The sequence below is a fragment of the Halomonas sp. NYA30 genome, from assembly GCF_976980765.1.
In genome coordinates this window covers 3093521-3119000 of the sequence record NZ_OZ334477.1, presented here as the reverse complement: position 1 = coordinate 3119000, position 25480 = coordinate 3093521, and the positions used below count along the sequence as shown (strand labels likewise).

The following is a 25480-nucleotide window of genomic DNA, read 5'->3' as shown; positions in this document are numbered from 1 at the left end:
TTGAAAGAATCTTTTAGGCTATCTGTCCGCTCAGCAATAGCCATAGCGCGATTAATGCAAAGTGGCCGGGATACCACGCTAACCATAGACGCCGCGGCATCGCCAAGTTAATGGCAGGAATGCGTTGGGCGGCCCCTGCGGCAAGTATCAGCACCACCACACAAGTGCCTACGGTAAATGACTTGGCCATGTCAGACGCATTCATTTGACCGGCAATCCAAAGTGCCGGAAACGCTGCTAACCCGGCCCACAGGCGCGACTGAAAGTCACTGTCCGCTTGGCTCAAGGCATGCATGGCAAACATCAATAGCGGAATCAGCAACAGCCCATTATGGCCATACTCGACCCAGAACCCCAGCAGATACCACACCGTAACGCCTAGTGCGGCACCAGCTAACAGCCAGGGCATGGTGAGGGTTTGCTGCTGGTAGTGCTGCCAACCTTGGCGCACGAGCGCGCCCAGGGCCAAGCCGCTGGCGAGGGTAAAGCAGACATTTAGAATGAAGGCGTCTGACGTACGCGGCATCATCATATAGGGAAGCTGGGCGACCAAACCGATAATCAGAATTCGGCGCGAATAGCGCAGCGGATTACGGGTATTAAACAGCCCGTGCCACGCCACCATAGCGGCAAACAGCGGAAAGGCAATACGGCCTATGGAAGAACCCGCCCAATCCAAATCCCAAGCGCCGGGCAGAATGTAGCGGGTGAGGTGATCAATGGTCATGGTAACCAGTGCTAACCACTGCCCCCAGCCTGTCCAGTGGGAAGAGGGGCGCAAAGACGCAGCCGTCTCTGTTGCTGAGTGGGGCGCTGATTTTTCAACCATGTTACCTCCTTGTAGGTTCGCGTTGAGAAGTAAAGACCCGTATTACGCACACGAGTTCGCTGAATTGGCCGAACGGCTCTCAACGTCATTACAAACAGGCGATAAGTTTACCCGGTTTAAACCAACCATGGTGTGATTTAGGAATTTCAATGGCTAAGCGAAGGGAATTGGAAGTAGAAGGTGGGAGCAATGGGTTTAAAATGGCAGGGGGCAGCTAGGGGCTGGAGAGTGTCTATTGAATTCCTCCCCGACGTTTCAGCCGGGGAGGAAAGAGTAATTACTCGGCGTCTTCTTCGCCAAAGTAACGGGTATAGATTTCGTCGTAAGTGCCGTCTTCTTGCACTTCAGCGAGTGCTTCGTTGAATTTTTCAGCCAGTGCTTCGTCGCGCTGACGGAAGGCGATACCAAAGCCGTCACCGAAGTACTCTTTCGGCTCGCTAATGCGCTCACCTACGACGACGTATTCTGCTTCGTCGCTTTCCAGTAGGGTCGATTGGCCAATCGGGAAGTCAAGGAAAACGATATCCAGGCGCTCGGCGGCCATATCCAGCACCATGTCATCGGCGGTGGAGTAGCGGCTGATGTCAGCCACGTCACTGAAATTGTCGGTAACGTAGTTGTCCTGCAGGGTGCCGCGTTGAACGCCGATCGTCATGCCTTCCAGCGTTTCTGTGGTGGCTTCGCTAATACCCAGGTCGCTGGCGGCGAACCAGGCTGACGGCATGGTGATGTAGGGGTCTGAGAACAGTACTTGCGCACGACGCTCTTCATTGATCGTCATGGACGACATAATGGCGTCGTAGTTGCGAGACATTAACCCTGGAATGATGCCATCCCATGCTTGCTCGACCCATTCACAGGTAACGCCCATGCGGTCGCACAGCTCGTTGCCCAGGTCGATATCAAAGCCGGTGAGCTCGCCTTCAGCGGTGCGGAATTCCATCGGTTCGTATGGAACGTCAACGCCAATACGGACGTTGTCGTAGTCACGTGCTTGTGCTGAGGAGGCGGCCGCTACTGCTAAGCCGAGTAGTGAAAGAGTTAGTAATTTTTTCATATTATAGCTATCTCCATAGAAAAGCGGACTCACCAGAATGTGATCCCCGTTTTTAACTGACAAATAGTTGTTAGCCGACAATTAAACTAACCCAGGTTGGCGCTGACGAAAAGAGCTTACATGCCAGTGAACCAACGTTTGTTTGACGGTTTCATCATTTTTTCATGATTAACGGTCTTGGCGGCATACTTATGAATTTAGGTGCGCTAACAGTTTTTTCTCCAAATAACGGAAAAAGAACAGGATCGCGAACGTTAAGCATAAATAAATGGCAGCCACGAACAGAAAAGCTTCGAAAGGGGCGTAATAACGCGCATAGACAAAGCGCGCGGCGCCGGTTAAGTCCATCAAGGTGACCACGCTGGCAATTGCGCTGGCGTGTAGCATAAAGATTACTTCATTGCCGTAAGCGGGCAGGGCACGGCGAAATGCACTGGGTAAGATAATCCGTCGCATCATCAAGCTCTGCGACATGCCATAGGCGCGGGCAGCTTCGATCTCGCCTTGCGCGGTGGCTTTAATCGCGCCGCGGAAGATCTCGGTAGTGTAAGCGGCGGTATTGAGCGTAAAGGCGATTAAGGCCGGATAGAACGCTTCGCGCAGCACTGGCCATAAAAAGGTGTCTTGAATGCCGTCAATAAACACCACGCCGTAGTAGATGATATAGAGCTGAATCAACAGCGGCGTACCGCGAAATACGTAGGTATAAAAATAGATCGGTAGGCTAATCCATTTATGTTTGGAGCTGCGCATGATCGCTAGTGGCACGGCAAGTATTAGCCCGGCGATAAGTGATAAGAAGACTAATTGGGTGGTGGTGACTAAACCTTCCCAATAGTAGCCCAGCGTATCGGCGGTAAAAATGGTATTGCCAGCGAGTAGGTCATTGAACCAAGCGGAAATATCGAGCATATCACTGACCTCCAAAGCCGATGTCGTAGCGTTTTTGCAGCCGCGCAAAAATCCATTCGGAGACGCTGGCGATCAATAGGTAAGCCACGGCGACCGGGATCAGGAAGGTGAACGGCTCGTGGGTGGCGCGAGAGGCTTCAGCGGCCACGCGTACCATGTCGGTTAACCCAATCACGGATACCAGCGCAGTGGTTTTGAGCAGTACCATCCAGTTATTCGACAGCCCAGGCAGGGCATGCCGCATCATTTGCGGAAAGCGGATACGGCGAAAGACGAGACCGCTGCTCATGCCATAAGCCTTACCTGCTTCGATCTGCCCGTTATCCACGGCCATAAAGGCGCCGCGAAAGGTCTCGCCCATGTAGGCACCAAAGATAAAACCAATGGTAAGCACACCCGCGGCAAAGGCGTTGAAGTTAATATAAATATCGATGTCGTAGTTGTAATAGAGCATGTCGCTGATGGCGTTGACACCAATCTGGCCGCCAAAAAACAGCAACATCATTAACACCAAATCCGGTACGCCACGAATGAGCGTGGTGTACACCGTGGCGGTTCGCTTTAACAACCAACTGCGCGACATTTTTGCGCTGGCGGTCAGTAATCCTAAAATAATCGCTAAAATTAACGATAGCACCGCCAATTGAACAGTGACGCCAGCCCCTTCTAACAGCCGGGGCCCATAGCCTTGCAAATCAATCATGGTGAGCCTCGCGGATCAGTATTTAGGTGCCAGGAACTGCTGCAGGCGCGGTGATTGCGGGTTGCCTAGCACTTGATCCGGCGGTCCCGCTTCTTCCACTAGGCCTTGGTGAAGATAGATTACTTGGCTGGAAACATCTCGGGCGAAGCTCATTTCGTGGGTGACCACGACCATGGTGCGGCCCTCTTCGGCCAGCCCGTGCATGACCTTCAACACATCACCTACTAACTCTGGGTCGAGGGCGGAGGTGGGTTCGTCAAATAGCATGACTTCCGGGTCCATCGCCAGTGCGCGCGCGATGGCGCCACGCTGCTGCTGGCCGCCGGACATCTGTGCCGGGTAGGCGTTGGCACGGGCGCTTAATCCCACACGATCGAGCAGGGCGTGGGCGTGTTCCAGGGCTTCTTTTTTGGGTTTTTTCAGTACATGAATCGGCGCTTCAATGATGTTTTCCAGCAGCGTCATGTGGGCCCACAAGTTGAAGCTCTGGAAAACCATGGAAAGCTTGGCGCGCATTTGTACTACCTGCTTCCAATCTTCAGGTTCGCGGCCGTGCTTCGTGGTCTTAAAGCGAATCGGTTCGCCGTGGACAATGAGGTCGCCATCGTCGGGCTGTTCAAGCAAATTCATGCAGCGCAAAAAAGTACTTTTACCCGACCCAGAGGCACCAATCATGGTAATCACGTCGCCCTTTTGGGCTTGCAGTGAGAGACCTTTCAGAACTTCCGTATCGCCAAAGCGTTTTTTAATATTACGCACTTCAAGGGGAGTAGGCGTAGCGGCCATAACATTGGCTCCAGTACAGAGTTGCCGCAGCAACGGGTTATCAGCGGTAGTTTATCAATAACGGGCTGTGATGCGGCTGGCGCGAAAAAAGGGGCGATTCTATCAGGCTGGACGCATAATGCGCGCCCTACTTATCACATTAAACACTCGACGTTAGTTGTATCAACGCCGAGCAGCCTGTTATCGCCTCACCATTATTATTGTCAATCTCTCTAACGTTAGGAGGGTCTTGAGGAGCGCCTTAACGCTTAACCCTACGTAACCGGTGCCACCAACAGTGCCGCACGGGCACCCACTTCTACATTGGCGTTAGGGAAGACCACGTGAAGTGGCATATCACCCACTCGAAACTCTCCAGCTTCTCCATCTTGCGCCAGCAGCGTGCCAGGCTCAAAACGGTTGAAGTTGGCCGTGTCTTCGGCAAAACAGAGCTGAAAGTCATCTGAGTGGCGAATCAGCTCATGCTGTACCTTAAAAAACTGCATTTGCGAGGCTGGCTGGTGGGACGGAGAGTGCCCTTCACTTAACGCTGTGAGCAGGGCACCCATAGGTTTTAGAGACGCCATATCGTTTTGACCGAAGGGCGCCACGCGGCCCAATTCAAACGTAAAGGCCTGGGCGGCGTGATAGTGCTTGCTGTAGTGGGAGAATGTCCAGCTGTGCTGATGTTGGTGTAGCACCGCCTGCATATCCGCAGCGGCGAGCCACCCCCATTGCTCAGCGTCGGTAGAGGAGTCGGCAAATGGTTCGACAACGAAGCGGGGATAACGGCTATCCCGGATGGCGGTGTGTAGGTCGTAGTGCAGTTTGGGTAGCCCTGAATGGCGGGCGTAAAAGTCATCCACGGCGGCCATTAATATTCGGGCGCGTTCCGGTTCTTCGCCTTCATTGTGTAATTCACGCTTAAACAGCCGGTTCAGATTGGTGGTGATGAAACGCTGCTGTGCTTTAAGCGCGGGTAGGTTCCCAAGGATGACCAGCACGGGCGCGCCAAGTATGGCGCTACCGGCTTCCAGGCGGCTGAGCCATTCACCGATCAGTTCAACGGGCGCGGTTTCATTACCGTGGATAGCCGCTGAAAAAATGCACGCGTGAGCCGCGTGGCTTGCTGTATTTGGTGTGAGCTCCAAAACGCCCGGTGCATACAAGTGGTAGCGACCGCTTGGGAAAACGCCTTGCTTTTTGTCCGGGAGCTGCCCGTCAAGTGACCAGTCGAGCCATTGGCCTAGCATTGTCAGCTCCTTAGTCTCTGTTTTTAGTGTCGTTGTCGTTATAAAAAGTGAGCCTAGCATCACCACGCTAACTGTTTGTCACAAGACACTAGGTCGTTCGCATGTAAAAGCCCAGCGTATTCGTGAAAAGCATAAGGGAACTGGCATCAAAAAAAACGCCCATGCGATGCATGAGCGCTTTTTCAAGCTGCGTGTCGGGTTACGCTGAGCGCTGGCGCTCCATTTCCTGCTGATACTCACTGGCAAGGGAGGTTTTTTGGTTATCTGGTAGACCTCGGCCTGCCAACTGAAACACTTCCTGCTCTTCTTCATCAAGGTGGTGAGTCACTAAATGCTGTAGCTGTTTAGCATGGGTCAGCCAGTTAGTGGCGCTGTAGTCGGTTTCATCGAGAAGTTCTATAAGCTCATCAATTTCATGATGTTCGGCCACGCTGTGACGAGCTTTTTCCTGGGTCAAATCCATTTCCATCAGCGGAATGTAGAAAGCGCGCTCTTCGGCTGCGGCATGACCATGCAGCTCTTTTTTTACTTGTTTGTAGAGTGAGTCGCGCTCGTCGCTATCTCCATGAGTCTCAATCAAGCGGGCAAGCAGATCACGCTGAATATCATGATCCTTGCGCAGGGCTTCAAAAATCGTCATTCCAGACTCCTTGGATACGTTTAGGTAGGCAAGACCAAAGCTAGTGGGGGTTTGCGTAAAGTGCAAGCTGGCGTTCGTCGATGAAATCGATGCCCGCGGACGAAAACATTCGCTTTTATCTACGTTTGAGTGCGCTATGTTGTAGGTACAGTTTATTGAGAAAGCCCAACGCACTGCTAAGTTAGCTATAAGCCACACATCGCTAAGGAGATATCCATGACAAAGGTTCTGGTACTTTATTACTCCATGTACGGTCATATCGATACGATGGCGCACGCCGTTGCAGAGGGCGCAAAAAGCGTCAGCGGCGTTGAAGTCACCGTTAAGCGCGTGCCTGAAACCATGCCCGCGGAAGCCTTTAGAAACGCAGGCGGCAAGCAGGATTACGATACGCCGGAAGCTACGCCACAAGAACTCGCTGATTACGATGCGATTATCTTCGGTACGCCAACCCGCTTCGGTAATATGACGGGGCAAATGCGTACTTTCCTGGATCAAACTGGCGGACTATGGGCTAACGGCGCACTTCGTGGCAAAGTTGCCAGCGTGTTTACGTCTACCGGTACGGGCGGTGGTGATGAAATGACCATTACCTCTACGTGGACCACGTTGGCTCACCACGGCATGATCATTGTACCGATTGGTTATGGCCTTGAAGAACAGTTCGATATTTCCAAAGTGAGTGGCGGCACGCCTTACGGCGCTGCGACCCTTGCTGGCGGCGATGGCTCTCGCCAGCCCGATGAGCGCGAGCTCAAAATTGCTCGTTTCCAGGGTGAGCTAGTCGCCAAGACAGCGGCAAAACTAGCCAGCTGATGAAGTGGTAGTTCATAACGTAAAAGCCTCGCTGGCATTGTCCAGCGAGGCTTTTTTATGGGTGATATCGACACCGCTAGGCGCCGCGTGCCGCGGTGTAAATGGTGTAAACGGATTGGCTGGCGGTCATAAATAACCGGTTACGATTCGCACCAGCAAAACATACATTGGAACAGACTTCAGGCAGCAAAACCCGCCCCAGCAGCGTGCCTTCCGGCGAGAAAACCACGACGCCATCGATACCTTCGCCACCGTTGGCGCTCGACCAGATATTGCCATCCATGTCGCAGGTCATGCCGTCGAAAATGGTATCTTCGCTGGTAACGACCACTTGGCGATCACTGACACTGCGGCCATCTTCGCCAAGCGTCCAGCGAATGATTCGCGCAGGCTCTTCGAAGTGAGTGGGGGCACTGTCACTGGCGTAGAAACCCTTGCCATCCGGTGTTAGTACAATACCGTTGGGTTTAAAAATATCGTCGGTCAGCATGATAGGTTCATCAAGGCTGTCATCGACGTAATAGATGGCGGTTTCAAGTTCCAGATCACGCTTCTTGCCCTCATAGTCGAAGTGGGCGCCGTATCCGGGATCGGTAAAGATCACACCACCCGACGGGAGCGCCACCACGTCATTGGGAGCATTGAGTGGCTTGCCTTGATAGCGCTCGGCAAGCACCGTGGTGCTGCCATCCCACTCGTAGCGTAACACCCGAGAAGGGTAGTGTTCGCAAGCAATTAGCCGACCCTGGTGATCAAAGGTATTACCGTTAGAGTGGCCAACGTTGTCTCTTAAAACGCTGACCTGGCCAGTCGCTTCGTCCCAACGCATCTGCTTGGCTCGGGGGATATCGCTGAACACAACGTAACGGCCCACGGCATTCCAGGCCGGCCCCTCTGTCCATAGTCCGCCACTCCAGTGGCGCTCCAGCGGGCTATTAAAAATCATGTAGTCACTGAAGCGCTGATCCTCAACTTTCCAGGCATCAATGGGGTAGCGAGCGGGAGCGGGCCCTGGCGAGGCCTGCATGGCAAACAGCTGGGGGGTGGTGCCGACTGCGGCCAGAGCGGCCGTTGCCGAGAGAAACTGACGGCGTCCAAGTTTCATAGCATTGTCCTGAGTTTGTTTGTTGATGTTGTTATGAGCGAAGTGAAACTGACGTTTTCTTCACCTCAGGACAAATGTAGAACATAGACGTGTAAAAAACATACATTGTCTGCCCGGTTGGAGTCAGCCGGGCAGACAATCGCTATGGCATCTGAACGTCAGCGCGAAATAGCGTCAGCAATTGCCTTGCCTAAGCTTTGCGTTGTGCCTTGGCCACCCACGTCACGGGTGAGAACTTGACTGTCGCCTGCGCTCAACACTTCCTCAATGGCGCTTACCAGCGCATCACCGGCTTCCTTGTAGCCAAGGTGCTCAAGCATCATGGCGCCGGACCAGATCTGGCCGATAGGGTTGGCGATGCCTTTACCAGCGATATCCGGTGCGCTGCCGTGTACCGGCTCAAACAGGCTGGGGAAGTGGCCTTCCGGGTTGATGTTGGCTGATGGAGCAATGCCGATCGTGCCGGTACAGGCGGGGCCCAAGTCGGAAAGGATATCGCCGAATAGGTTGCTGCCCACGACCACATCGAACCAGTCCGGGTGCAGAACGAAGTTGGCGGTCAGAATATCGATATGGAATTTATCCACCGCGATTTCAGGGTAGCCCTTCGCCATTTCGACGACGCGCTCATCCCAGTACGGCATGGTGATGGAAATGCCGTTGGATTTGGTGGCAGAAGTAAGCTTTTTGCGCGGGCGGGTTTGGGCCAGTTCAAAGGCGTACTTCAATACACGGTCCACGCCGGTACGTGTCATGACCGTGTCTTGAATGACGACTTCACGGTCAGTGCCTTCAAACATTTTGCCGCCAACGCTTGAGTACTCGCCCTCGGTGTTCTCACGCACTACATAGAAATCGATATCGCCGGGTTCGCGGCCTGCCAACGGGCTTTTAATGCCGGGCATCAGCTTGCAGGGGCGCAGGTTGATGTACTGATCGAACTGGCGGCGGAACTGCAGCAGCGAGCCCCATAGGGAAATATGGTCAGGTACTTTATCGGGCCAGCCAACTGCGCCATAAAACAGTGCATCGAAGCCTTTTAACTGCTCAAACCAATCATCCGGCAGCATCTTGCCGTGTTCGAGGTAGTAGTCGCAGCTACCAAACTCAAAAGTAGTGAACTCAAGGTCGATATTAAAACGCTTGGCGGTTGCCTCTAGGGCACGAATGCCTTCGGGCATGACTTCGGTGCCGATGCCGTCGCCGGCGATAATGGCGATACGATGAGCCATGGTGCTTCCTTCTCTTGTTAGTGGCTGACAATTGCTGGCAAGTACTGGGTCTGGCAAGTACTAGGTCTGGTAAGTACTAGGTCTGGTAAGTACTGAATAGAGTGTAGCGGCTATTTTGATAGAGATAATCAGGCTACTATTCAAGCTATTGTTGCGTAAAAGTGAAGAGTGGCTAAGGGGTGTATGGCACAACTGGATGATTTGGCGTTTTTTCAACACCTGGCACGGGCAGGCAGCTTAACGGCAACCGCCCGTGAATTGGGGCTATCGCTCTCCGCCGTGAGTAAGCGGCTGAAACTTTTAGAAGCGCGTTTGGGGGTCGAATTGGCCGCCCGTACCACTCGGCGGTTGACGCTGACGGCGGAGGGCGAGCGCTACCTTGCCCGTGGCACGCTAATTTTGGATGAGCTTGCCGAGTTGGAGAGCTCCCTGGGTGAGCGTTCCAACCAAGCCCTTAGTGGTCGGTTGCGTGTTAATGCCACGTTTGGCTTTGGCCGCCGCCATATTGCGCCGTTACTATCGCGTTTTTGTGCTGAGCACCCTGAGGTGGAGGGCTGGCTAGAGCTCACCAACTTTCCGCTCAACCTAAGCGATCATGGCTTTGATATCGGCATTCGTGTGGGTGAACCCCCAGAGTCGCGTTTAGTCGCGCGACGCATTTTAGCGAATCGACGCATACTCTGCGCATCGCCTGGCTATATCGCTCACTCGTCGCCCCTTCAGACACCGGCTGATTTGCAGCAGCATGCTTGCCTAGTCATTCGTGAGAACGACAGTGATTTTCCGCTATGGCGCTTTGAACGCAGCGAGCCGTCCAAAAAGGAGCAAACGGTAAAAGTCAGTGGCCGGTTAGCCAGCAATGATGGTGAGGTGATTACCCGTTTGGCGTTGGACGGCCATGGCGTGATGCTGCGCTCTTGGTGGGATGTAAACGAGCACCTTGCCAGCGGCGCGTTAGTTGAGCTACTACCCGGCTGGCAGAGTGTACGAGCGGACTTCTATGCGGTCTATGAGCAGCGCAGGCATGTGCCCGCCCGGCTGCGTGCTTTTATTGAGTTTATTCAGCAGGAGATGGCGGGGCGGGTGTCGGCGCTGCCGAAGTCTTCCTGACTAGCGATTAGGGCAGGCTTCGCCCTGGGCGACATCGATCAGTTCATCGGTAGGAAAGTCCAGCTCCGCTGCACGCTGGCGCAGGCGGGACTCCGTCGCGCTATCCATTTCCGGTGTACGCGAGAGTATCCATAGGTAGTCACGGTTAGGACCCGCTACCAGCGCCCACTGGTAGTCATCGTCAAGTTCAAGAATGTTATAGCCGCCGTAAAAGGGCCCAAAAAAGCTCACTTTCAAACGGCCCATGTTTTTATCATCAATAAAGTAGGCGCGGCCTTCGGCTTCATCCCACGCTTGCTCTTCCAGGTTGTAGCCACGGTTGATCACGCGTACGCCGTCGTCATCGCGCAGGCTATAAGTGGCGGTGACGCAATCAAGGCCACGCTCAAATGAGTGGTCCAGGCGCGCTATCTCGTACCATTGGCCCAGGTAGCGATCTAATGCAAAGTCACTAACCGGCTCGGTTCCCTCGGGAATGCCGGTGCAGCCGGTAAGTAAAGCCATACTGATGACGCTGCTTCCTAGCAAATGTTTCATTTAAGCGCTCCTTGGCGATGAGTCTTTGGCGATCGGCTATGTTGTGTACTATCAGACGTTACATTCTGTCGTCATTTTGCCATATAAGAAGGACACGCTGATGACGTGTCGTTAATGAGATAGCAAACACAGGAGTGTTTATGTGGTGCCAACAAGAAATTCATTTACCCGAGATGACGCGCGGTTTCCATCTTATTACCGATGACGTGGCCAGGGCGCTGCCGTGTTTAAACGATGTTCATATTGGCACGCTGCACCTTCAGTTGATGCACACCTCCGCCTCGTTAACGCTTAACGAGAATACTGACCCCGATGTGCGCCACGACTTAGATGCCTTTCTGCGCCGCCTGGTGCCGGAAGACTTGCCCTATTTTCGCCATACGCTGGAAGGCCCTGATGATATGCCAGCCCACGTGGCCGCCAGCCTGCTGGGCACTCAGCTCACCTTGGCCGTGCGTGACGGTCGCCTAGCGCTGGGCACCTGGCAGGGCATATGGCTGGGGGAGCATCGTCATCAGGCCGGGCCGCGGCGTTTATTGGCCACCCTAAACGGGTGCGACGCTGGTTAACCTGGGGCATCACCTGAACGCGGGGTTGCTGTATAGTTAGGGCGTTTTAAGGCTTGAGCCGCTGCAGTAGCGGTTCATTCTGCATTTACCATGGAAAAAGCGCTTTTAAATGCCACGACGCTCCGTTTTTCATTTTTCCCGCCAGCGATGGTTGCGGCTGTTTTTCTTTCTCAATCTTACCTTGGTGGGTGTGCTCATTGCGCACCAAATTTGGTTATACGTGGCGGAGCCTGAGTTTGAGTCAGTCCATACGCTTCAGGTGGCGAATATTCGCGAGGTATTGACGGAGCGAACCGACTACCGCTTTGCGGTGGTCGGTAACATCAATAACTCGGTGAGCGTCTTTCAAGATGAAATTGTGCCGCTCATCAACCAGGGCGGCATCGATTTTCTGATCTCGGCGGGTAACGCCGTTAATGGCGGGCGACAAGAGAGCTATCAGGCGATCTATCACAGCATGGAACAGCTCAATGTGCCTTACTTGCTGACCTATGGTGATAACGAAGACAGTGACTTTGGTAGTTACCTGTTTTATGAATATTTTGGCCCGCATTTCTACTCCTTCGTCGCGGGCGATAGCCACTTTATCTTCCTGGACGGTACGGGCAAGTCGTCCACCTCTTGGCAACTTGATTGGCTTTCCAGGGAACTGGCTGCATCTGAAGCGCAGCATCGGTTTTTGTTTATTGGTTTGCCGCTGCACAACGTCGTGAGCGACGCGCCGCTGTTTGAAGCCGACAATTATCTCAATGACCCCCGGCTGGCCGAGGGTATTATGGCGCTGGCGGAGGAGTATGATGTTGATACGGTGTTCTCCGCTAACCTAACGCTCTTTTCAGAGCAGACGATTAATGGGGTGGATTACGTCACCACGGGCGGTGCGGGCGGTATTCTGATTGATGCCGACAGCAGCTTTCATCACTACGTTATCGTCGACGTAGAAGGTGAGAATGTCGCCATTGCACCGGTGCGTTTAAATGTGGATAGCCCCGGTTGGTGGCGGGTAGTGAGTAGCGTTGGATCAACGGTTTACGCCTTCTTTTACGTCAGCTATACCCGCTTTTTACTGATTGTTGGCTTGCTGACGCTGTTAGCGCTGCGTTTATATCGGCTGATTTTTGAAGACCGCCATTATTATCCCGATTTTGATATTGATCCGACGCCTTTCCTGGGTAAGTCACTTCGAGTGGCGATGGTATCCAATAACTACTTTCCGTTTGTGTCTGGCGTATCGGTGTCGGTGGACCGTTTGCGCAATGGTTTACGTGATTTAGGGCACTCGATTCAACTGCTAGTGCCCCGTTATCGTGACGCATGGAAGGACGATAAAGCGATCAAACGTATCCCGACTTTGATGGCGTTTGGTGAGAAGAGGGAGTTCCGTTTAACCAACCCGTTCAGTGTGCGCTTTCGCCGCTGCCTGCGTGCCTTTAAGCCAGATTTGATTCATGTTCACCATCCTTTCTGGCTTGGTTCCATGGGGCTGTTTATGGGGCGTCGGCTTAAGGTGCCGGTGGTCTACACCTATCACACCCGCCTGGAACACTATGCCCACTTTGTACCGTTACCCGGTGCGCTGTTTCGGAATTTGATCTCGCACTCTCTGATTAAGCACTTTTCTAACCGCTGCCAAGGGGTGATCGTGCCTACCTACTCCGCAGAGGAGTATCTACGCATGATCGGGGTTAAAACGCCCTCGCTAGTGCAACCCACGGGAATTGATGTGGAGCGTTTCGCGCATGTCGAGGCGGGAGAGTTAGAAGCACTGCGTGAGCGGCTAGCGATTGATCCCGCGCGAAAAATATTGATTAGCGTCTCGCGGATTAGCAAAGAGAAAAATATTGGCTTTATGTTGGAAGCACTTGCTGAGCTGCAGAACCAGGGACACGAGGATTTTCATCTGCTGCTCATCGGTGATGGGCCAGATCGTGAGGCCATTCAACATCAGATCGATACTTTAAAACTGGCTGCACGGGTAACGTTAGTGGGCGCGGTGCCGCCTGATCAAATGGCGCTTTATTATCACCTAGGCGATATATTTGTGTTCGCTTCTACATCGGAAACCCAGGGGATGGTCATTTTAGAGGCGATGTCGGCGGGCTTGCCCGTGGTGGCGGTGCGCTCAAGCGGTATTGATGATGTGGTACGCCAGGGGGTGAACGGCTTCAAGACGCCGCAAAATCGTCAGGCGTGGGGGCAAAAAGTCATCGAGCTAAAAGATAACGCAGAGCTTCGCCAGCAGTTGGGTAAACAGGCCAGCCACTTTGCTGAAGAGTTTGATATTGCCAACTTTGCCACCGCGGTAGCCACCTTTTACGCCGAAGTGCTCGCTAAGTATCACTCCCCTTCACGCTGAGGCCGTTTTTTGGCTGCTTGGCGGCGGTTGGCATCTTGACGCTGACTGGTATAGTACTTAAGCCCGACAAGCAGGCCAACGCCAGCGGCAAGCCCTGCGCCTGCCAACACGAGTTCTTTTGTGGAGGCCGCAGTGAACAGGGCGCCTAACTGGCTACCCAAAAGAATCACCGCTGCGAGCCCCGGCACAATACCGAGGGTGGAGCCGATCATATAATCGCGGAACTTAAGGTGAAAAGCGCCCGCCAGCATATTCGTCAGCGTGAACGGGGCGAGAGGCAACAGGTTAATGACCGTCATGGTGCGAATGCCACGTTTGGACAAATAGCCCGAAAGGCCACGTAAATGACGGCCGCCATAGTGCATCAGCGCCTCTCGACCTAGCCAGTGCCCCACCCAATAAGACACCACTGATGAGGTCAATGTACCGAGCGTGGCGTACGCCAGCCCCCACACCGGGCCAAACAGTAAGCCTGTCACTACCACCAGTAGGCTAAGCGGGAACATCACCAGCAGCGCGCCAGCGTAAACGGCCATCACCGCCGCAAACATCCAGGGCGCGTTACGCCACTGGCGGATGGTATCAATCAGCTCGCTCAGGCGCGCCTGGGTTAGTAGGTCATAGCGCTGTAGCAAATGCCACATAGCGCCTAACAGCACGACGGCTACCAGCAGGCCAACGCCCTTGCTCAATGTTCGCGACATGCCCACTCCCATCGACTAAAAAAGCGCTAGCATACGCTAGCCGTGCGATGGGATGAAGGCGCTTTTTAGGCGAACGATTAGTTGTTGAGTTCTGCTTCAATCACCGGCCAGGCGGGCTCACCGTCGGTGGTGGTCACGTCAGCCAGCATGGCTTCAATGCGCTCGGGGTGCTCATTGATCCATTGCTCGGCGACCTCAGTAAGATCGCGCTCTTCCTGACCAAATGCCTGAATCATCCAACTCTGCTCTTCGGCGGAGAAGGTGAATTGCTCAAAGAACGCCACGACGTTGGGATTAGCGTCAGCATAGTCACTGCGAAGAAGCGTCAATACCTCGCTTTCACCGTTGTTCTCGCCGAACAGATCTTCGGGATCTTCCAGGTAGCGCATCGGCAGTTCAAGGTTCATCCAGTGAGGCGTCCAGCCCACCCAGACAATCGGCTCTTCCCGGGAAATCGCATTGCGTGCGGCGGAAAGCATGGCGACTTCGCTGGTGTCGACCAATTGCCAGTCGCCGAGTCCCCAGGTGTCGTTATCAATAGCGTTGTTAAGAATCTCGCTGGCCGCTGAACCGGCACCAAAGCCATGAATCTCGCCATCCAACTGGTCGCGGTAGTCATCAAGGTCGGCAAAGCTTTGCAAGCCGTCATCAAAGAGGTATTCAGGAACCGCCAGAGTCATTTGTGCGCCATCGACATTGTTCGCCACATCAATGAGTACGCCCGATTCTTTGCGGGGATTGAACATCTCGCGTTGAGCAGGCAGCCAAGCACCCAGGAAGACGTCTATATCGCCGCTTTCAATGCCCTGATAAATCACCTGCAGGCCGATTTCCTGGACGCTGGTTTCGTAGCCGAGCGGGTTTAATAGCTGCTCAGCAATAGCGGTTTTAACCGTAATGCCGGGCCAGGCGGGTACGCCGAAGTCGATGGTTTGATCATCAGCTTGTACGGTCGTGGCCAATAGCGCAGTGGTGGCAAGGGCAATGCCCGAAGCGAGAGGTTTAAAATGTGTCATATGATCTCCTTGCTAGGTTTTTTGTCAGATAAACGCTGTTGTCAGATAAGTGCTTTAAACTTGAAAGCCGCTAAACGTTGCGGGCTAGCACACGAAGGCGGGAGGCCAGCATGTCGCGGTCTAGATAGGTGCCTTGTAAATGGCGAGCGCCACTATTGGGGTCGAATTCGCGCCGTCCGTGCAGTACGCGACGGTTATCAAATGCAATCATCTGCCCAGGGCGGAGGGTGAACTCCAGCTGGTGCGCTTCGCTGTGAAATAACTTCCACAATAGAGCATAGGCGCTATACCAAGCATCCATCTGCTCTACCGGTAAATGAAGCGCGTCGCGAATCCAGTTGTTCAAGCGCATCTCGACCAAGTTACCTGCGCTGTCCAGCGTGACCACCGGCGCTCGCATGGAAATATCGTGGGTCTCATCCTGAAAGCGAAAGTCGATGGGCGTTTCGCTGAGTATGGCGAGCGCTTTTGGATCTTGCTGGCGTAGCGCTTCTACCACGCGGGCACCATCAGCAAACAGCGATTCACCACCGCTGGCTTCGTTTTGCAGGCAGTAGAGCAACTGAATATCGGGCGGTTGTTGCCAGTTGGGCAAATCAACATGCAGCGGCAATCCTACCGCGGTATACGCCGCGTTATTGGGGTTGGGCTTAGAGCGCACATCAAAACGGGCACCAAAATTGGTGGCGCGCAGTGGGCCAATACGCTCAGCCAGCCGGCTTACTTCTTCTTCTACCAAAGGGCCGTCGGTGATCAGCGCCAAGCCATCGCGCAGCATAGCGGTTAACCAGGCTTTTTCGCCTTGGGGCGTGAGGAAGTCGCTATGGTTGATGCGCTCAGGCGCGAAGTTATTGACCCACGGTTTGGCGTTGGGGACGGCTGAGGCAAGGGTCGCTTCTGGACGACGCTGATAAAGCCAGCCGCTGTGAAACGTACTAACGTGGCCGTCCTGCCAGTTCAAATGCAAGTGACCATCCAGTAGCGCCACGGTTGGCGGCTCGGAAATCGCTTCAAGCGGCAGGTAAAGCCGTTCACGGGTCTGCGGATGACGGCATGCTTGGCAGGCACAGTGATCGCGTAGCCAGAGCAGGGGCAGGGTGGTGTGCTCGCCATCTTGCCACTCAAGTGCAACACCTTGTTGGGTGAGCATTGCCTGAGTGAGGGCGGGGCCGGTTTGGTAGGGGGTTAATTCGCCCATGTCTGGGGCTTGAGCGTTATTTGTCGTTGGTATCGTTGTCGTTTGTACCGCGCTATTCATGATGACTCCGAATCGCTCCCTTTGCGGCAGAGCCAGATGGCTGTGCGTTAGGGGTGTGCTTAAGTGTTAACCAGGATGAGGAGTAGCAGCGCCAGTGACAAACGATTAATCTGACCCCTAAGACATCATTTAATTTATAGGTCTCTTTTTCATGAGTCAGTTACCGCCATTGTTATGGCTGCAAGCCTTTGAATCCGCAGCGCGTACCTTGAGCTTCACTGCCGCAGGCAATGAGCTTGGAGTGACCCAGGCGGCGATCAGTCAGCGCGTTCGATTGCTGGAAGACCGTGTCGGGCAGAAGTTGTTTGTTCGCCATGCCCGCAGCTTAACGTTAACCCCAGCGGGGCAAGCGTGGCTGCCGAGTATTCATGATGCCTTTGTCCGAATCAGCGAAGGTACCCTGGAAGTCTTTGGCAGTACGGCCGAGCAACCGGTCACACTGCGTGCCACGCCTGTCATCCAGCAGTCGTGGTTGGCGCCGCGTCTGATTGCCTTCCACCGCGCCCACCCGCAGGTGGCGATACGTTTGGTGAGCGCTATCTGGCCTGATGACTTTGGCCCTGAAGGGGCAGATGTCGAGATTCGCTATGGCAAAGGGGAGTGGACCGGCGTTGAAATGCAGCCGCTAGGGGAAGAGCATCTGCTGCCGGTGTGCTCCCAGGCCTTGGCAGAGACGCTTTCTGCGCCGAGTGATCTGGCCGGGCACACGCTGCTGCACGCCGTGGGGTTTGGAGTGGGGTGGCCGGGCTGGTTGCAGGAAGCGGGTGCTGCCCATGTTGAGGCGCAGTGTTGGTCGCTCACCTGCGATAACCAGGTCATGACGTTGGCACTTGCCAGCCAAGGTGGCGGCATTGCGCTTACTCACCGGCGTTTAATGGAGCAACGTGGCGATTTAGTGGCGCCCTTTACTATTAGTGTGCCTAGCAGTCTGTCGGACTTGAGGTTAATGGATGAGCTGAGGCGTGGGTTCTTCACCCCCCCCTGTGTTGGTGTTGGTGCTGTTGTGTGGCTCTTAACCTGCCCCTCAGCTTCTGCAAGGCGGTTCTGACGCCTTGCCTGCTGGCCGGTTGGGCGCGGCGAGCCCTCAGCCCGCCGTCAACCGGTGCATCCGCTTGATATTCCACGCCATGGTGGCCAATCGCCACTCGCCGCTGACCTTATCCAGTCCGCGTAGCGAGAACTGCCGGAACCCCATCACGTGTTTGATGATCCCGAAGACCGGCTCCACCGTGTGCTTGCGCAGCGCATAGAGCGCTCGGCCCGCCTGCGTCTTCAAGCGGTGTGCCATCTGTTCGACGGGGTCCTCGCTCTCCGGGGCAGGCGGATCCGCGGCGAAACGTTCAAAGACCGGAAGGTGATGGACGTCTCGCTTCATCGCCAACAGCGGTTCGATACCATGGTCATGGCAGGCCTGGATATTGCTGGCACTGAAGTAGCCGGTATCACCCAGCAGGTGGTCAGGTTTTCCCAGCGTTTCCGGGTAACCTTGCCAGGCCGTCAGTAGCGGCATGACTTGCTGCTTGTCATTGGTCGCCTGCGTGACGTGGACATGGGTCACCAGCAGACTCTCGGTATCAACCGCGGCTTGGGCGTTGTAGCACTGATCAAACCCCTTGCCGGTGACCGGCATGATGCGCGACTGCGGGTCGGTGAAATTGATCTGATCCTTGTCACGCGGGCCACCAGTGGGCGGTTCGGGGTCACGCCCACGGGGCTTCTTGCCGGCCTTGCGCTGCGCCTCCCGCCGCGCCACCTTTTCCTGATAGGCGGCTTGCTCGGTGGCGTCCCGCTCCTCGGCGCGCGCCTCGATCTTGGCCTTCGCCTCAGCGATGGCCGCCAGGCGGGCTTCACGGCGGGCAATCTCGGCGGGGATATCCATGCCGTCGGCCGCGTCCTCCTTGTCCGCCGACTCGGCCCGCTCGGTCAGCGCTTTCACCTCTGCCCTGAACTGTGCCTCCAGCTTCTTGGCATGGCCATACGACAACGCCTTGTGCTTGCTGGCGTTGGCCTTGAGCTTGGTGCCGTCCAGGGCGATGGTGCCAAGCTTGAGCAGCTTCATCTCGCGGGCCAGCAACAGCACCTGCACGAACAACTGTTCCAGTTCCGGCAGAAAGCGGCGGCGAAAGGTGGCCAGCGTGTCATGGTCGGGATGGGTATTGGCGGCCAGGTAACGGAACGCCACCGAGTCATAGGTGGCGCGCTCGATCTTGCGGCTGGAGACCACCCCGGTGGCGTAGCCGTAGATCAGCAGGCTCAGTAGCACCGCCGGGTGATGTGCCTTGGAACCCCGCCCCATGTAACGCCGGGTCAACGTCGAGAGGTCCAGTTGTTCGACAACATCGACAACGAACCGCGCCAGGTGACCATCGGGCAACCACTCGTCTACCGAAGGCGGCAGCAGGTAATCGGTCTGGCGATCCACAGGGATGAAGCGGCTCATGGCGATCTTCTCAGCTCGGCGATGACGGTGGTCAGTATCTCACGGTGCAACGGAAAGACCGACAGGCTGCTAGCGACGAGCGCTTTTGGCTGGTACGGCCAAGCCGCCGCCACGTTAGCGATGAAGCAGGGTTGGTCTGGCAATGGCTGTGCAACTCGATGGGATGAAGAGCATGTCGGCTGCGACTGCCCGCTGGCTTAACCGGTGAATGTGTGAAATGTATGTAAATAAAACAGAGCACACTCGCATAATTCGATTTAATCGAATACAAGTCGGAAAACGTTGCGCTTTTGCTTATCGGAAAGCGTCGTAGAATAGCTTCCAACTCATTAACCTAATGATCTTTGGAGCTTACAATGACGACGCGTGCCCTGGTAATCACCTCTTCTATTCTGGCGGAAAACGGCCAATCCAATGCGCTGGCTAATCGCTTTATCGAGCAAGCTAACGCTCGCGATGGTATCGATGTCACCCAACGTGATGTGGTGAAAAATACACTGCCTCACCTGGATATCAGCGAGCTGGGCGCCTGGCAAGTGGCGGCTGCAGAGCGCAGCGCCGAGCAACACAAGTTGGCTGCTCATTCGGAAACGCTGCTGGCAGAGCTGCGTGCGAATGATGTGCTGGTGATTGCGGTGCCGATGTATAACCTGGGTATTCCTTCGCAGTTGAAAGCATGGTTTGACCGTGTGCTGCGGGCTGGAGAAACATTCCGTTATACCGAAAACGGGCCTCAAGGCTTGGTAGAAGGCAAGCGGGCGATCATCCTGGCTGCCCGTGGCGGCCAGTACGCTGGCACCGAAATGGATAGCCAAACGCCGCACCTCAAAGCCATGCTCGGCTTGATGGGGATTAAAGATACCCAGGTGGTCTATGCTGAAGGTTTGAACATGGGCGAGCAGCATCGCGACGCTGCGCTCAAGGAAGCTTTTCAAGCGATCGATCAATTGGTCGAGGCGCTGTAAGCAGGTGGTAAGATTTTTAAAGACGCGTAATAAATAAGAGGATATTTCACATGCCCCGGCCGGAATTGCTCGAGCAGATCTACACCATTGTCGATCAAATTCCGCCGGGCCGAGTGACCACCTATGGCCGCATTGCAGCCATGACCGAAGGCGCTACGCCGCGCATGGTGGGGTCGGCTATGCGCCACCTACCGGATGGCCATCAGTTGCCCTGGCATCGCGTGATTGCAGCATCCTTAAAGCTTGCCGACCATGGTGGCGCCGAGCGCCAGCACCGCAAGTTACGCGATGAGGGGGTGCTGTTCGATGCCAAAGGCCGCGTACCCGCGCATCTTGTTTGGCCTGATTGAGCTATATAACTCCTCTAGTACAACACACTTTTAGAAACAACAACGCCGCCCATTGGGCGGCGTTGTTGTTTTCATGATTCCCTTCACTCCTCCAGGTTAGCACCCGATTTCCACGACCAGTCGCGCCAGCGTAAATCAAACAGATCCTTGCGGCGGTCTTTCAAGTTGGTCACTGAGCCTTCGGCACGCACTACCGTCAAACGGGTCAAGTCCAAGTCCGAGAAAAAGATCATCTCGGTATTCGGCGTGGTTTCCGCCAGCACCGCATCGTGGGGGAAGGCGAAATCAGAAGGTGAGAACACCGCGGATTGCGCGTACTGGATATCCAGGTTTTCAATCGACGGCAAGTTGCCGACGCTGCCGCACAGCACCACGTAGCACTCGTTTTCAATTGCCCGCGCCTGGGCGCAGTGGCGCACGCGCAGGTAGCCGTTTTTGGTATCGGTCCAGAAGGGTACGAATAGGATGTCCATGTCTTGGTCGGCCAGTAGACGACCAAGCTCTGGGAATTCCACGTCGTAACAGATCAGGATGCCCACGCGCCCAGCGTCGGTATCGAACACCTGTAGCTCATCGCCACCCTCAATGACCCAGTCGCGCCGCTCTTGAGGCGTAATGTGCAACTTGGCCTGGCGCTCAACGCTGCCATCGCGGTGGAACAGGTACGCGATGTTGTAGAGGCGGTCATCCTCGCCGACCTCAATCATCGAACCACCGACAATGTTGATGTTATAGGAGACCGCCATGCGCGAGAGTTCCGACTTAAAGCGCTCGGTGAAACCTGCCAAAAAGCGAATGGCGCCCATTTGATCCTGCTGGGCGGCGCGATCCTGAAGGCCCATCAAGGGGGCATAAAACAGTTCTGGGAATACCGCAAAATCGCTCTGGTAGTCAGACAGCGCATCAACAAAGTACTCAATCTGCTGAAGCGCGGCTTCCACTGAGGAGAACTCACGCATTTGCCACTGCACAGCACCTACACGTACTTGGGTAGGCTTGTTGTCGAGCACGCTGGCAGCAGGCTCAAACAGAATGTTGTTCCACTCTAGCAGGGTAGCGTAACCGCGCGACTGCTCATCTTCCGGCAGGTACTTACGCAGCAGGCGCTTGACCTGGAAGTCATTGGCCTGCTGGAAAGAGAGAATCGGGTCGTAAATCTCTTTGCGCGAGACTTTATCAATGTATTGAGCTGGGGTGAGTTCATCAGCGTGCTGGTGATACTCGGGAATACGCCCACCGGCCAGTATTGCGCGCAGGTTCATTGAGCGGCACAGCTCTTTACGCGCTTCGTAAAGTCGGCGGCCCAAGCGATAGCCGCGGTAATCCGGGTGAATCAGCACGTCCAGACCGTACATGGCGTCGCCATCCTCATCATTGAGGATGATCTCGCGGTGACCAATCAGATCATCGTACTTGTGCGGATTAGAAAATTCGTCGTAATCCACCTGCACGGTGAGCGCCACGCCCACCAGCAGTCCATCGTCCTCAATGGCGATTTGGCCATCAGGGAATTCCTGAATTAATTTGTCGATCGTGCGCTTTGGCCAAGCTCCACCGATATCGTGATAGACAGCGTCCATCAATGCCTTGAGCTGATCGTAGTCATCGCTCATTAGGTTGCGCAGATTAAGATGCAGTTCTTCCAGGGACATATCAGGGCTTCCCAGCGTCAGAAGTAAACGCCCATTCTAGCATTATTGGGCGTTGCTCGGCTTATCTGGTGTTAACTCGCGGGTTAACGGCCGTGTCAGTGTTTGCGCCATGATCACCCCGGCAAGGATGAGTAGCCCGCCTGCAAAGTGGAAACCAGCCACTCGCTCACCTAAAAAGATCATGGCAATGACTGCGCTAAATAGCGGCATCAGGTTGATAAAAATACTCGATTGATTGGCACCGATTTGACGTACCGCCCGCATCCATAGAAACGTAGTGATGACTGAGGCGGGAATACCTGCATAGAGAATCAAGCCGATATTCTGCCCATCAATCGGCGTCATTGGCCCCATTAAATAGGGTGGCAACAAGAATAGGACGGCGAAACAGACTTGGGCGTAGAGCATCACCCAAGGCGGTAAGTTCATTGACCAGCGCTTGAGCATCACGCCATATAGCGCGTAGCAGGTTGCTGCGACCACCATCAGCGCATCGCCCAGGGCGACCTGGAGCTGCAGTAGCGAAAGCGGATTGCCACGCCCTAGCAATACGGTGACGCCCACAAACGCTAGCACCCCGCCCAAAACACCGCCTAAAGTCGGTGGTTCGCGGAGAATAAGCGCGCTCAGCAGCACCGTTAGCAACGGCACCATGGCGGCAAGAATGCCCATATTGGTGGCGGTGGTGGTTTCTGCCGCTACATAGGCAAGCCCCTGCCATAGGCCCATGCCGAGTAACCCGAGTAGCGCAAGCTTCGGCCATTGGCGACGAATCTCGTCACGGTGACGCAACACCGCAGGCAGCACAAAAGGCGTCATCACCGCGAGTGCTAATAACCAGCGTAAAAAGGCGATACTACTGGGCGCAATGGCGCCTACGCTAAGCTGATTAATGGTCATATTGCCCGACCATATCAATACAGTGGCGAGCGGCGGCAAAAAGTAAATCAAGGGCATAGCAACTGTTCCTTATCGTTAGCCGGGTAATGTGACGCGGATTCGCGCGCTGGGCAAGCGGTTGGCAAAAGATCGAGGGGCTAGATTGAAGGACTAGATCTAAGGGCTATACGTGATGCTCAGGATGTCATACGCTTGTTTGAATTTGCCTTGCAACGCTACTAATAAGATTCAGGAGACCCGTGATGACCCAGACGCCCGCCTATCCGCATCTTTTCCGACCGCTAACGATTGGTCATTTGACGCTGCCTAACCGCGTCTTAATGGGCTCGATGCACACCAATTTGGAAGAGGCGCCGAATGGCTTTGAACGGCTAGCCGCTTTCTATGCCGAGCGGGCGCGGGAGGGGGTTAGCCTGATTGTCACTGGCGGTATCGCCCCCAATGCAGAAGGCGCGGTTTTTCAGGGGGCCAATGCGCTTGTTGACGAAGCGCAACTGCCGGAGCACCGCCAAGTGGTTGATGCGGTGCACGCTGAAGGCGGCCACCTGTGTATGCAGATTCTGCACGCCGGACGCTACGCCTACTCACCGGATCTCGTAGCACCTTCGGCGATACAGGCCCCGATCAATCCGTTTATGCCACGGGCGCTAAGTAGCGACGAGGTGGAGCAGCAAATTGCCGACTACGTGCGCTGCGCGAGTCTGGCCCAGCAGGCAGGCTATGACGGCGTGGAGGTGATGGGGTCTGAAGGCTATCTGATTAATCAGTTTATTTGCCAACGCACCAATCAGCGCGAGGACGAGTGGGGTGGGGCGTTTGAAAACCGCATGCGCTTTGCCGTGGAGATTGTGCGTCGTGTACGCGAGGCGGTAGGTGAACGTTTCGTGATTATTTTCCGCCTCTCGATGATTGATCTGGTCGAAGAGGGCAGTACCTGGGAAGAGGTGGTTACCCTTGGGCAAGCGATTGAAGCTGCTGGTGCTAATGTCATTAATACCGGCATCGGTTGGCACGAAGCGCGGGTGCCCACGATTGTGACCAGCGTGCCACGAGCGGCCTTTACCGAGGTGACTAAGCGCATCAAGTCGGCGCTCTCGATTCCATTGATCACCACTAACCGCATCAACATGCCCGAGGTCGCCGAGCGGGTGCTGGCAGAGGGCCACGCCGACATGGTTTCCATGGCGCGGCCTTTTCTGGCTGATCCCGCCTGGGTGCGTAAAGCCCAGGAAGGTTTAGCAGACGAGATCAATACCTGCATCGCCTGTAACCAAGCCTGCCTGGATCACACCTTTGCCGGCAAGCTGACCTCCTGTTTGGTTAATCCTCGCGCCTGTCATGAAACCGAGCTGGTGATAGAGCCTGCGCAAACGAGTAAAAGAGTCGCGGTGGTTGGCGGCGGCCCGGCGGGGCTGGCAACGGCTGTGACAGCGGCCAGCCGCGGGCATAACGTGGTGCTGTTTGAACAGCGCAGTGAGCTCGGCGGGCAGTTTAACTACGCGCGGAGAATCCCCGGTAAGGAGGAGTTCAACGAAACCTTGCGCTACTACCGCGTAATGCTAGAGAAGTATTCGGTAGAGGTGCGCTTGAACACCACGGCAACCGCAGAAACGCTTGCCGATTTTGATGAAGTGGTGCTATCCACCGGCGTTCGACCCCGCGAACTAAGCCTGCCGGGCCACGACCATTCAAAGGTACTGAGCTACGCCGAGGCGATTGAGTCGCCCGAGCGGGTCGGGCGTAAAGTAGCCGTGATCGGCGCGGGGGGGATTGGGTTTGATGTCTCTGAACTGCTGGCACACCAAGGACACCCCGCGTTGGATATTGCTGACTGGTGCGACGAATGGGGCGTTGATTTAGCAGTGGGCGAACGCGGCGGTTTAAAAACACCGACACCGCCAGACGTTCCCCGCGAGATCGTGATGCTGCAGCGTAAAAGCTCCAAACCGGGTAAAAACCTGGGTAAAACCACTGGCTGGGTGCACCGCGCCTCGCTTAAAGCCCGTGGGGTCACCACGCTAACGGGCTGCGAGTATCACAAAATCGACGACCAAGGGCTGCATATTCGCCGCGAGGGCGTTGATCAAGTGTTGGCGGTAGACAGCGTGGTGGTGTGCGCCGGGCAAGAGTCGGTGCGGGAGTTACTGGCGCCGCTGGAGCAGGCAAAAGTGGCGGTGCATATTATTGGCGGTGCCGATGAAGCCAGCGAACTGGATGCCAAACGGGCGATTGAGCAGGGCACACGTCTGGCCGCTATCCTGTAATCGGGTCAAAACTTTCACTAGGTGTGAGGGCAGGTTGAAGAGAGGGT

Annotated in this window: 24 protein-coding genes; 8 read left to right on the top strand and 16 right to left on the bottom strand. The window is 55.2% G+C overall.

The features are described from left to right. Nucleotides 1–13 precede the first annotated feature (13 nt). From ACWI0H_RS14540 to ACWI0H_RS14510, 7 genes are all read right to left on the bottom strand, one after another. Nucleotides 14–829 carry a TraX family protein gene (locus tag ACWI0H_RS14540; RefSeq protein ID WP_485873781.1) on the bottom strand — a complete coding sequence of 272 codons (816 nt, stop codon included), beginning with the start codon at nucleotides 827–829 and terminating at the stop codon, nucleotides 14–16. A gap of 277 nt (nucleotides 830–1106) precedes the next feature. Beyond that, on the bottom strand, nucleotides 1107–1886 hold the full coding sequence (locus tag ACWI0H_RS14535) for a transporter substrate-binding domain-containing protein (protein WP_290700371.1): 780 nt from the start codon (nucleotides 1884–1886) through the stop codon (nucleotides 1107–1109). A 189-nt stretch (nucleotides 1887–2075) separates the two neighbouring features. Further along, a complete protein-coding gene (locus tag ACWI0H_RS14530; protein WP_290700368.1) occupies nucleotides 2076–2798 on the bottom strand; it encodes an ABC transporter permease in 723 nt (240 codons plus the stop codon). A 1-nt stretch (nucleotide 2799) separates the two neighbouring features. Further along, the gene (locus tag ACWI0H_RS14525; RefSeq protein ID WP_336270122.1) at nucleotides 2800–3501 is read right to left on the bottom strand and encodes an ABC transporter permease; all 702 of its coding nucleotides are present in this window, start codon (nucleotides 3499–3501) and stop codon (nucleotides 2800–2802) included. 15 nt (nucleotides 3502–3516) lie between these two features. Further along, a complete protein-coding gene (locus ACWI0H_RS14520; RefSeq protein ID WP_336270121.1) occupies nucleotides 3517–4287 on the bottom strand; it encodes an ABC transporter ATP-binding protein in 771 nt (256 codons plus the stop codon). 254 nt (nucleotides 4288–4541) lie between these two features. After that, on the bottom strand, nucleotides 4542–5519 hold the full coding sequence (locus tag ACWI0H_RS14515; RefSeq protein WP_485873780.1) for a succinylglutamate desuccinylase: 978 nt from the start codon (nucleotides 5517–5519) through the stop codon (nucleotides 4542–4544). Between the two features lie 199 nt (nucleotides 5520–5718). Continuing rightward, nucleotides 5719–6159, bottom strand: coding sequence for a hemerythrin domain-containing protein (locus tag ACWI0H_RS14510; RefSeq protein ID WP_176302011.1), 441 nt, complete (start codon nucleotides 6157–6159; stop codon nucleotides 5719–5721). A 216-nt stretch (nucleotides 6160–6375) separates the two neighbouring features. Here ACWI0H_RS14510 and wrbA point away from each other — a divergent pair, with 216 nt between their 5' ends. Further along, complete coding sequence (wrbA, locus tag ACWI0H_RS14505; RefSeq protein ID WP_485873779.1) at nucleotides 6376–6975, top strand: NAD(P)H:quinone oxidoreductase; 600 nt, start codon at nucleotides 6376–6378, stop codon at nucleotides 6973–6975. A gap of 76 nt (nucleotides 6976–7051) precedes the next feature. Here wrbA and ACWI0H_RS14500 read toward each other — a convergent pair whose 3' ends face one another. Continuing rightward, nucleotides 7052–8080: an SMP-30/gluconolactonase/LRE family protein gene (locus ACWI0H_RS14500; RefSeq protein WP_485873778.1), complete on the bottom strand. Its 1029-nt coding sequence runs from the start codon at nucleotides 8078–8080 to the stop codon at nucleotides 7052–7054. A gap of 158 nt (nucleotides 8081–8238) precedes the next feature. After that, nucleotides 8239–9312: a tartrate dehydrogenase gene (locus tag ACWI0H_RS14495; RefSeq protein ID WP_176302013.1), complete on the bottom strand. Its 1074-nt coding sequence runs from the start codon at nucleotides 9310–9312 to the stop codon at nucleotides 8239–8241. A 183-nt stretch (nucleotides 9313–9495) separates the two neighbouring features. On the opposite strand from ACWI0H_RS14495, the gene ACWI0H_RS14490 reads away from it, so the two are divergent. After that, the gene (locus ACWI0H_RS14490) at nucleotides 9496–10422 is read left to right on the top strand and encodes a LysR family transcriptional regulator (RefSeq protein ID WP_485873777.1); all 927 of its coding nucleotides are present in this window, start codon (nucleotides 9496–9498) and stop codon (nucleotides 10420–10422) included. On the opposite strand, the gene ACWI0H_RS14485 is transcribed toward ACWI0H_RS14490, so the two are convergent. Beyond that, nucleotides 10423–10959, bottom strand: a complete 537-nt coding sequence (locus ACWI0H_RS14485) for a lipocalin family protein (protein ID WP_485873776.1) — start codon at nucleotides 10957–10959, stop codon at nucleotides 10423–10425. 140 nt (nucleotides 10960–11099) lie between these two features. Between ACWI0H_RS14485 and ACWI0H_RS14480 the strand changes: the two genes are divergently transcribed. Next, on the top strand, nucleotides 11100–11528 hold the full coding sequence (locus ACWI0H_RS14480) for a secondary thiamine-phosphate synthase enzyme YjbQ (protein WP_008958959.1): 429 nt from the start codon (nucleotides 11100–11102) through the stop codon (nucleotides 11526–11528). A 109-nt stretch (nucleotides 11529–11637) separates the two neighbouring features. Further along, on the top strand, nucleotides 11638–13884 hold the full coding sequence (locus tag ACWI0H_RS14475; RefSeq protein WP_485873775.1) for a glycosyltransferase: 2247 nt from the start codon (nucleotides 11638–11640) through the stop codon (nucleotides 13882–13884). Here the strand turns inward: ACWI0H_RS14475 and ACWI0H_RS14470 are convergent. The 3 genes from ACWI0H_RS14470 to ACWI0H_RS14460 form a co-directional block, all read right to left on the bottom strand. After that, nucleotides 13866–14588, bottom strand: coding sequence for a TVP38/TMEM64 family protein (locus ACWI0H_RS14470; protein WP_339881992.1), 723 nt, complete (start codon nucleotides 14586–14588; stop codon nucleotides 13866–13868). The two genes, ACWI0H_RS14475 and ACWI0H_RS14470, sit on opposite strands and share 19 nt — an antisense overlap. 77 nt (nucleotides 14589–14665) lie before the next feature. Continuing rightward, the gene (locus tag ACWI0H_RS14465; RefSeq protein WP_485873774.1) at nucleotides 14666–15604 is read right to left on the bottom strand and encodes an ABC transporter substrate-binding protein; all 939 of its coding nucleotides are present in this window, start codon (nucleotides 15602–15604) and stop codon (nucleotides 14666–14668) included. A 70-nt stretch (nucleotides 15605–15674) separates the two neighbouring features. Further along, a complete protein-coding gene (locus tag ACWI0H_RS14460; protein WP_485873773.1) occupies nucleotides 15675–16862 on the bottom strand; it encodes a TauD/TfdA family dioxygenase in 1188 nt (395 codons plus the stop codon). A gap of 151 nt (nucleotides 16863–17013) precedes the next feature. On the opposite strand from ACWI0H_RS14460, the gene ACWI0H_RS14455 reads away from it, so the two are divergent. Further along, complete coding sequence (locus ACWI0H_RS14455; RefSeq protein WP_485873772.1) at nucleotides 17014–17910, top strand: LysR substrate-binding domain-containing protein; 897 nt, start codon at nucleotides 17014–17016, stop codon at nucleotides 17908–17910. A 36-nt stretch (nucleotides 17911–17946) separates the two neighbouring features. On the opposite strand, the gene ACWI0H_RS14450 is transcribed toward ACWI0H_RS14455, so the two are convergent. Next, on the bottom strand, nucleotides 17947–19302 hold the full coding sequence (locus tag ACWI0H_RS14450; RefSeq protein ID WP_016913619.1) for an IS1182 family transposase: 1356 nt from the start codon (nucleotides 19300–19302) through the stop codon (nucleotides 17947–17949). Between the two features lie 356 nt (nucleotides 19303–19658). Between ACWI0H_RS14450 and ACWI0H_RS14445 the strand changes: the two genes are divergently transcribed. Further along, a complete protein-coding gene (locus ACWI0H_RS14445) occupies nucleotides 19659–20267 on the top strand; it encodes an FMN-dependent NADH-azoreductase (protein ID WP_485873771.1) in 609 nt (202 codons plus the stop codon). 50 nt (nucleotides 20268–20317) lie between these two features. Further along, nucleotides 20318–20617: an MGMT family protein gene (locus ACWI0H_RS14440; protein ID WP_176302023.1), complete on the top strand. Its 300-nt coding sequence runs from the start codon at nucleotides 20318–20320 to the stop codon at nucleotides 20615–20617. 83 nt (nucleotides 20618–20700) lie between these two features. Here ACWI0H_RS14440 and ACWI0H_RS14435 read toward each other — a convergent pair whose 3' ends face one another. Next, nucleotides 20701–22269 carry a GNAT family N-acetyltransferase gene (locus ACWI0H_RS14435; RefSeq protein ID WP_336274473.1) on the bottom strand — a complete coding sequence of 523 codons (1569 nt, stop codon included), beginning with the start codon at nucleotides 22267–22269 and terminating at the stop codon, nucleotides 20701–20703. A gap of 42 nt (nucleotides 22270–22311) precedes the next feature. After that, complete coding sequence (locus ACWI0H_RS14430; RefSeq protein WP_101147800.1) at nucleotides 22312–23226, bottom strand: DMT family transporter; 915 nt, start codon at nucleotides 23224–23226, stop codon at nucleotides 22312–22314. Nucleotides 23227–23411: 185 nt separating this feature from the next. Here ACWI0H_RS14430 and ACWI0H_RS14425 point away from each other — a divergent pair, with 185 nt between their 5' ends. After that, nucleotides 23412–25433 carry an FAD-dependent oxidoreductase gene (locus ACWI0H_RS14425; RefSeq protein WP_485873770.1) on the top strand — a complete coding sequence of 674 codons (2022 nt, stop codon included), beginning with the start codon at nucleotides 23412–23414 and terminating at the stop codon, nucleotides 25431–25433. Nucleotides 25434–25480 lie beyond the last annotated feature (47 nt).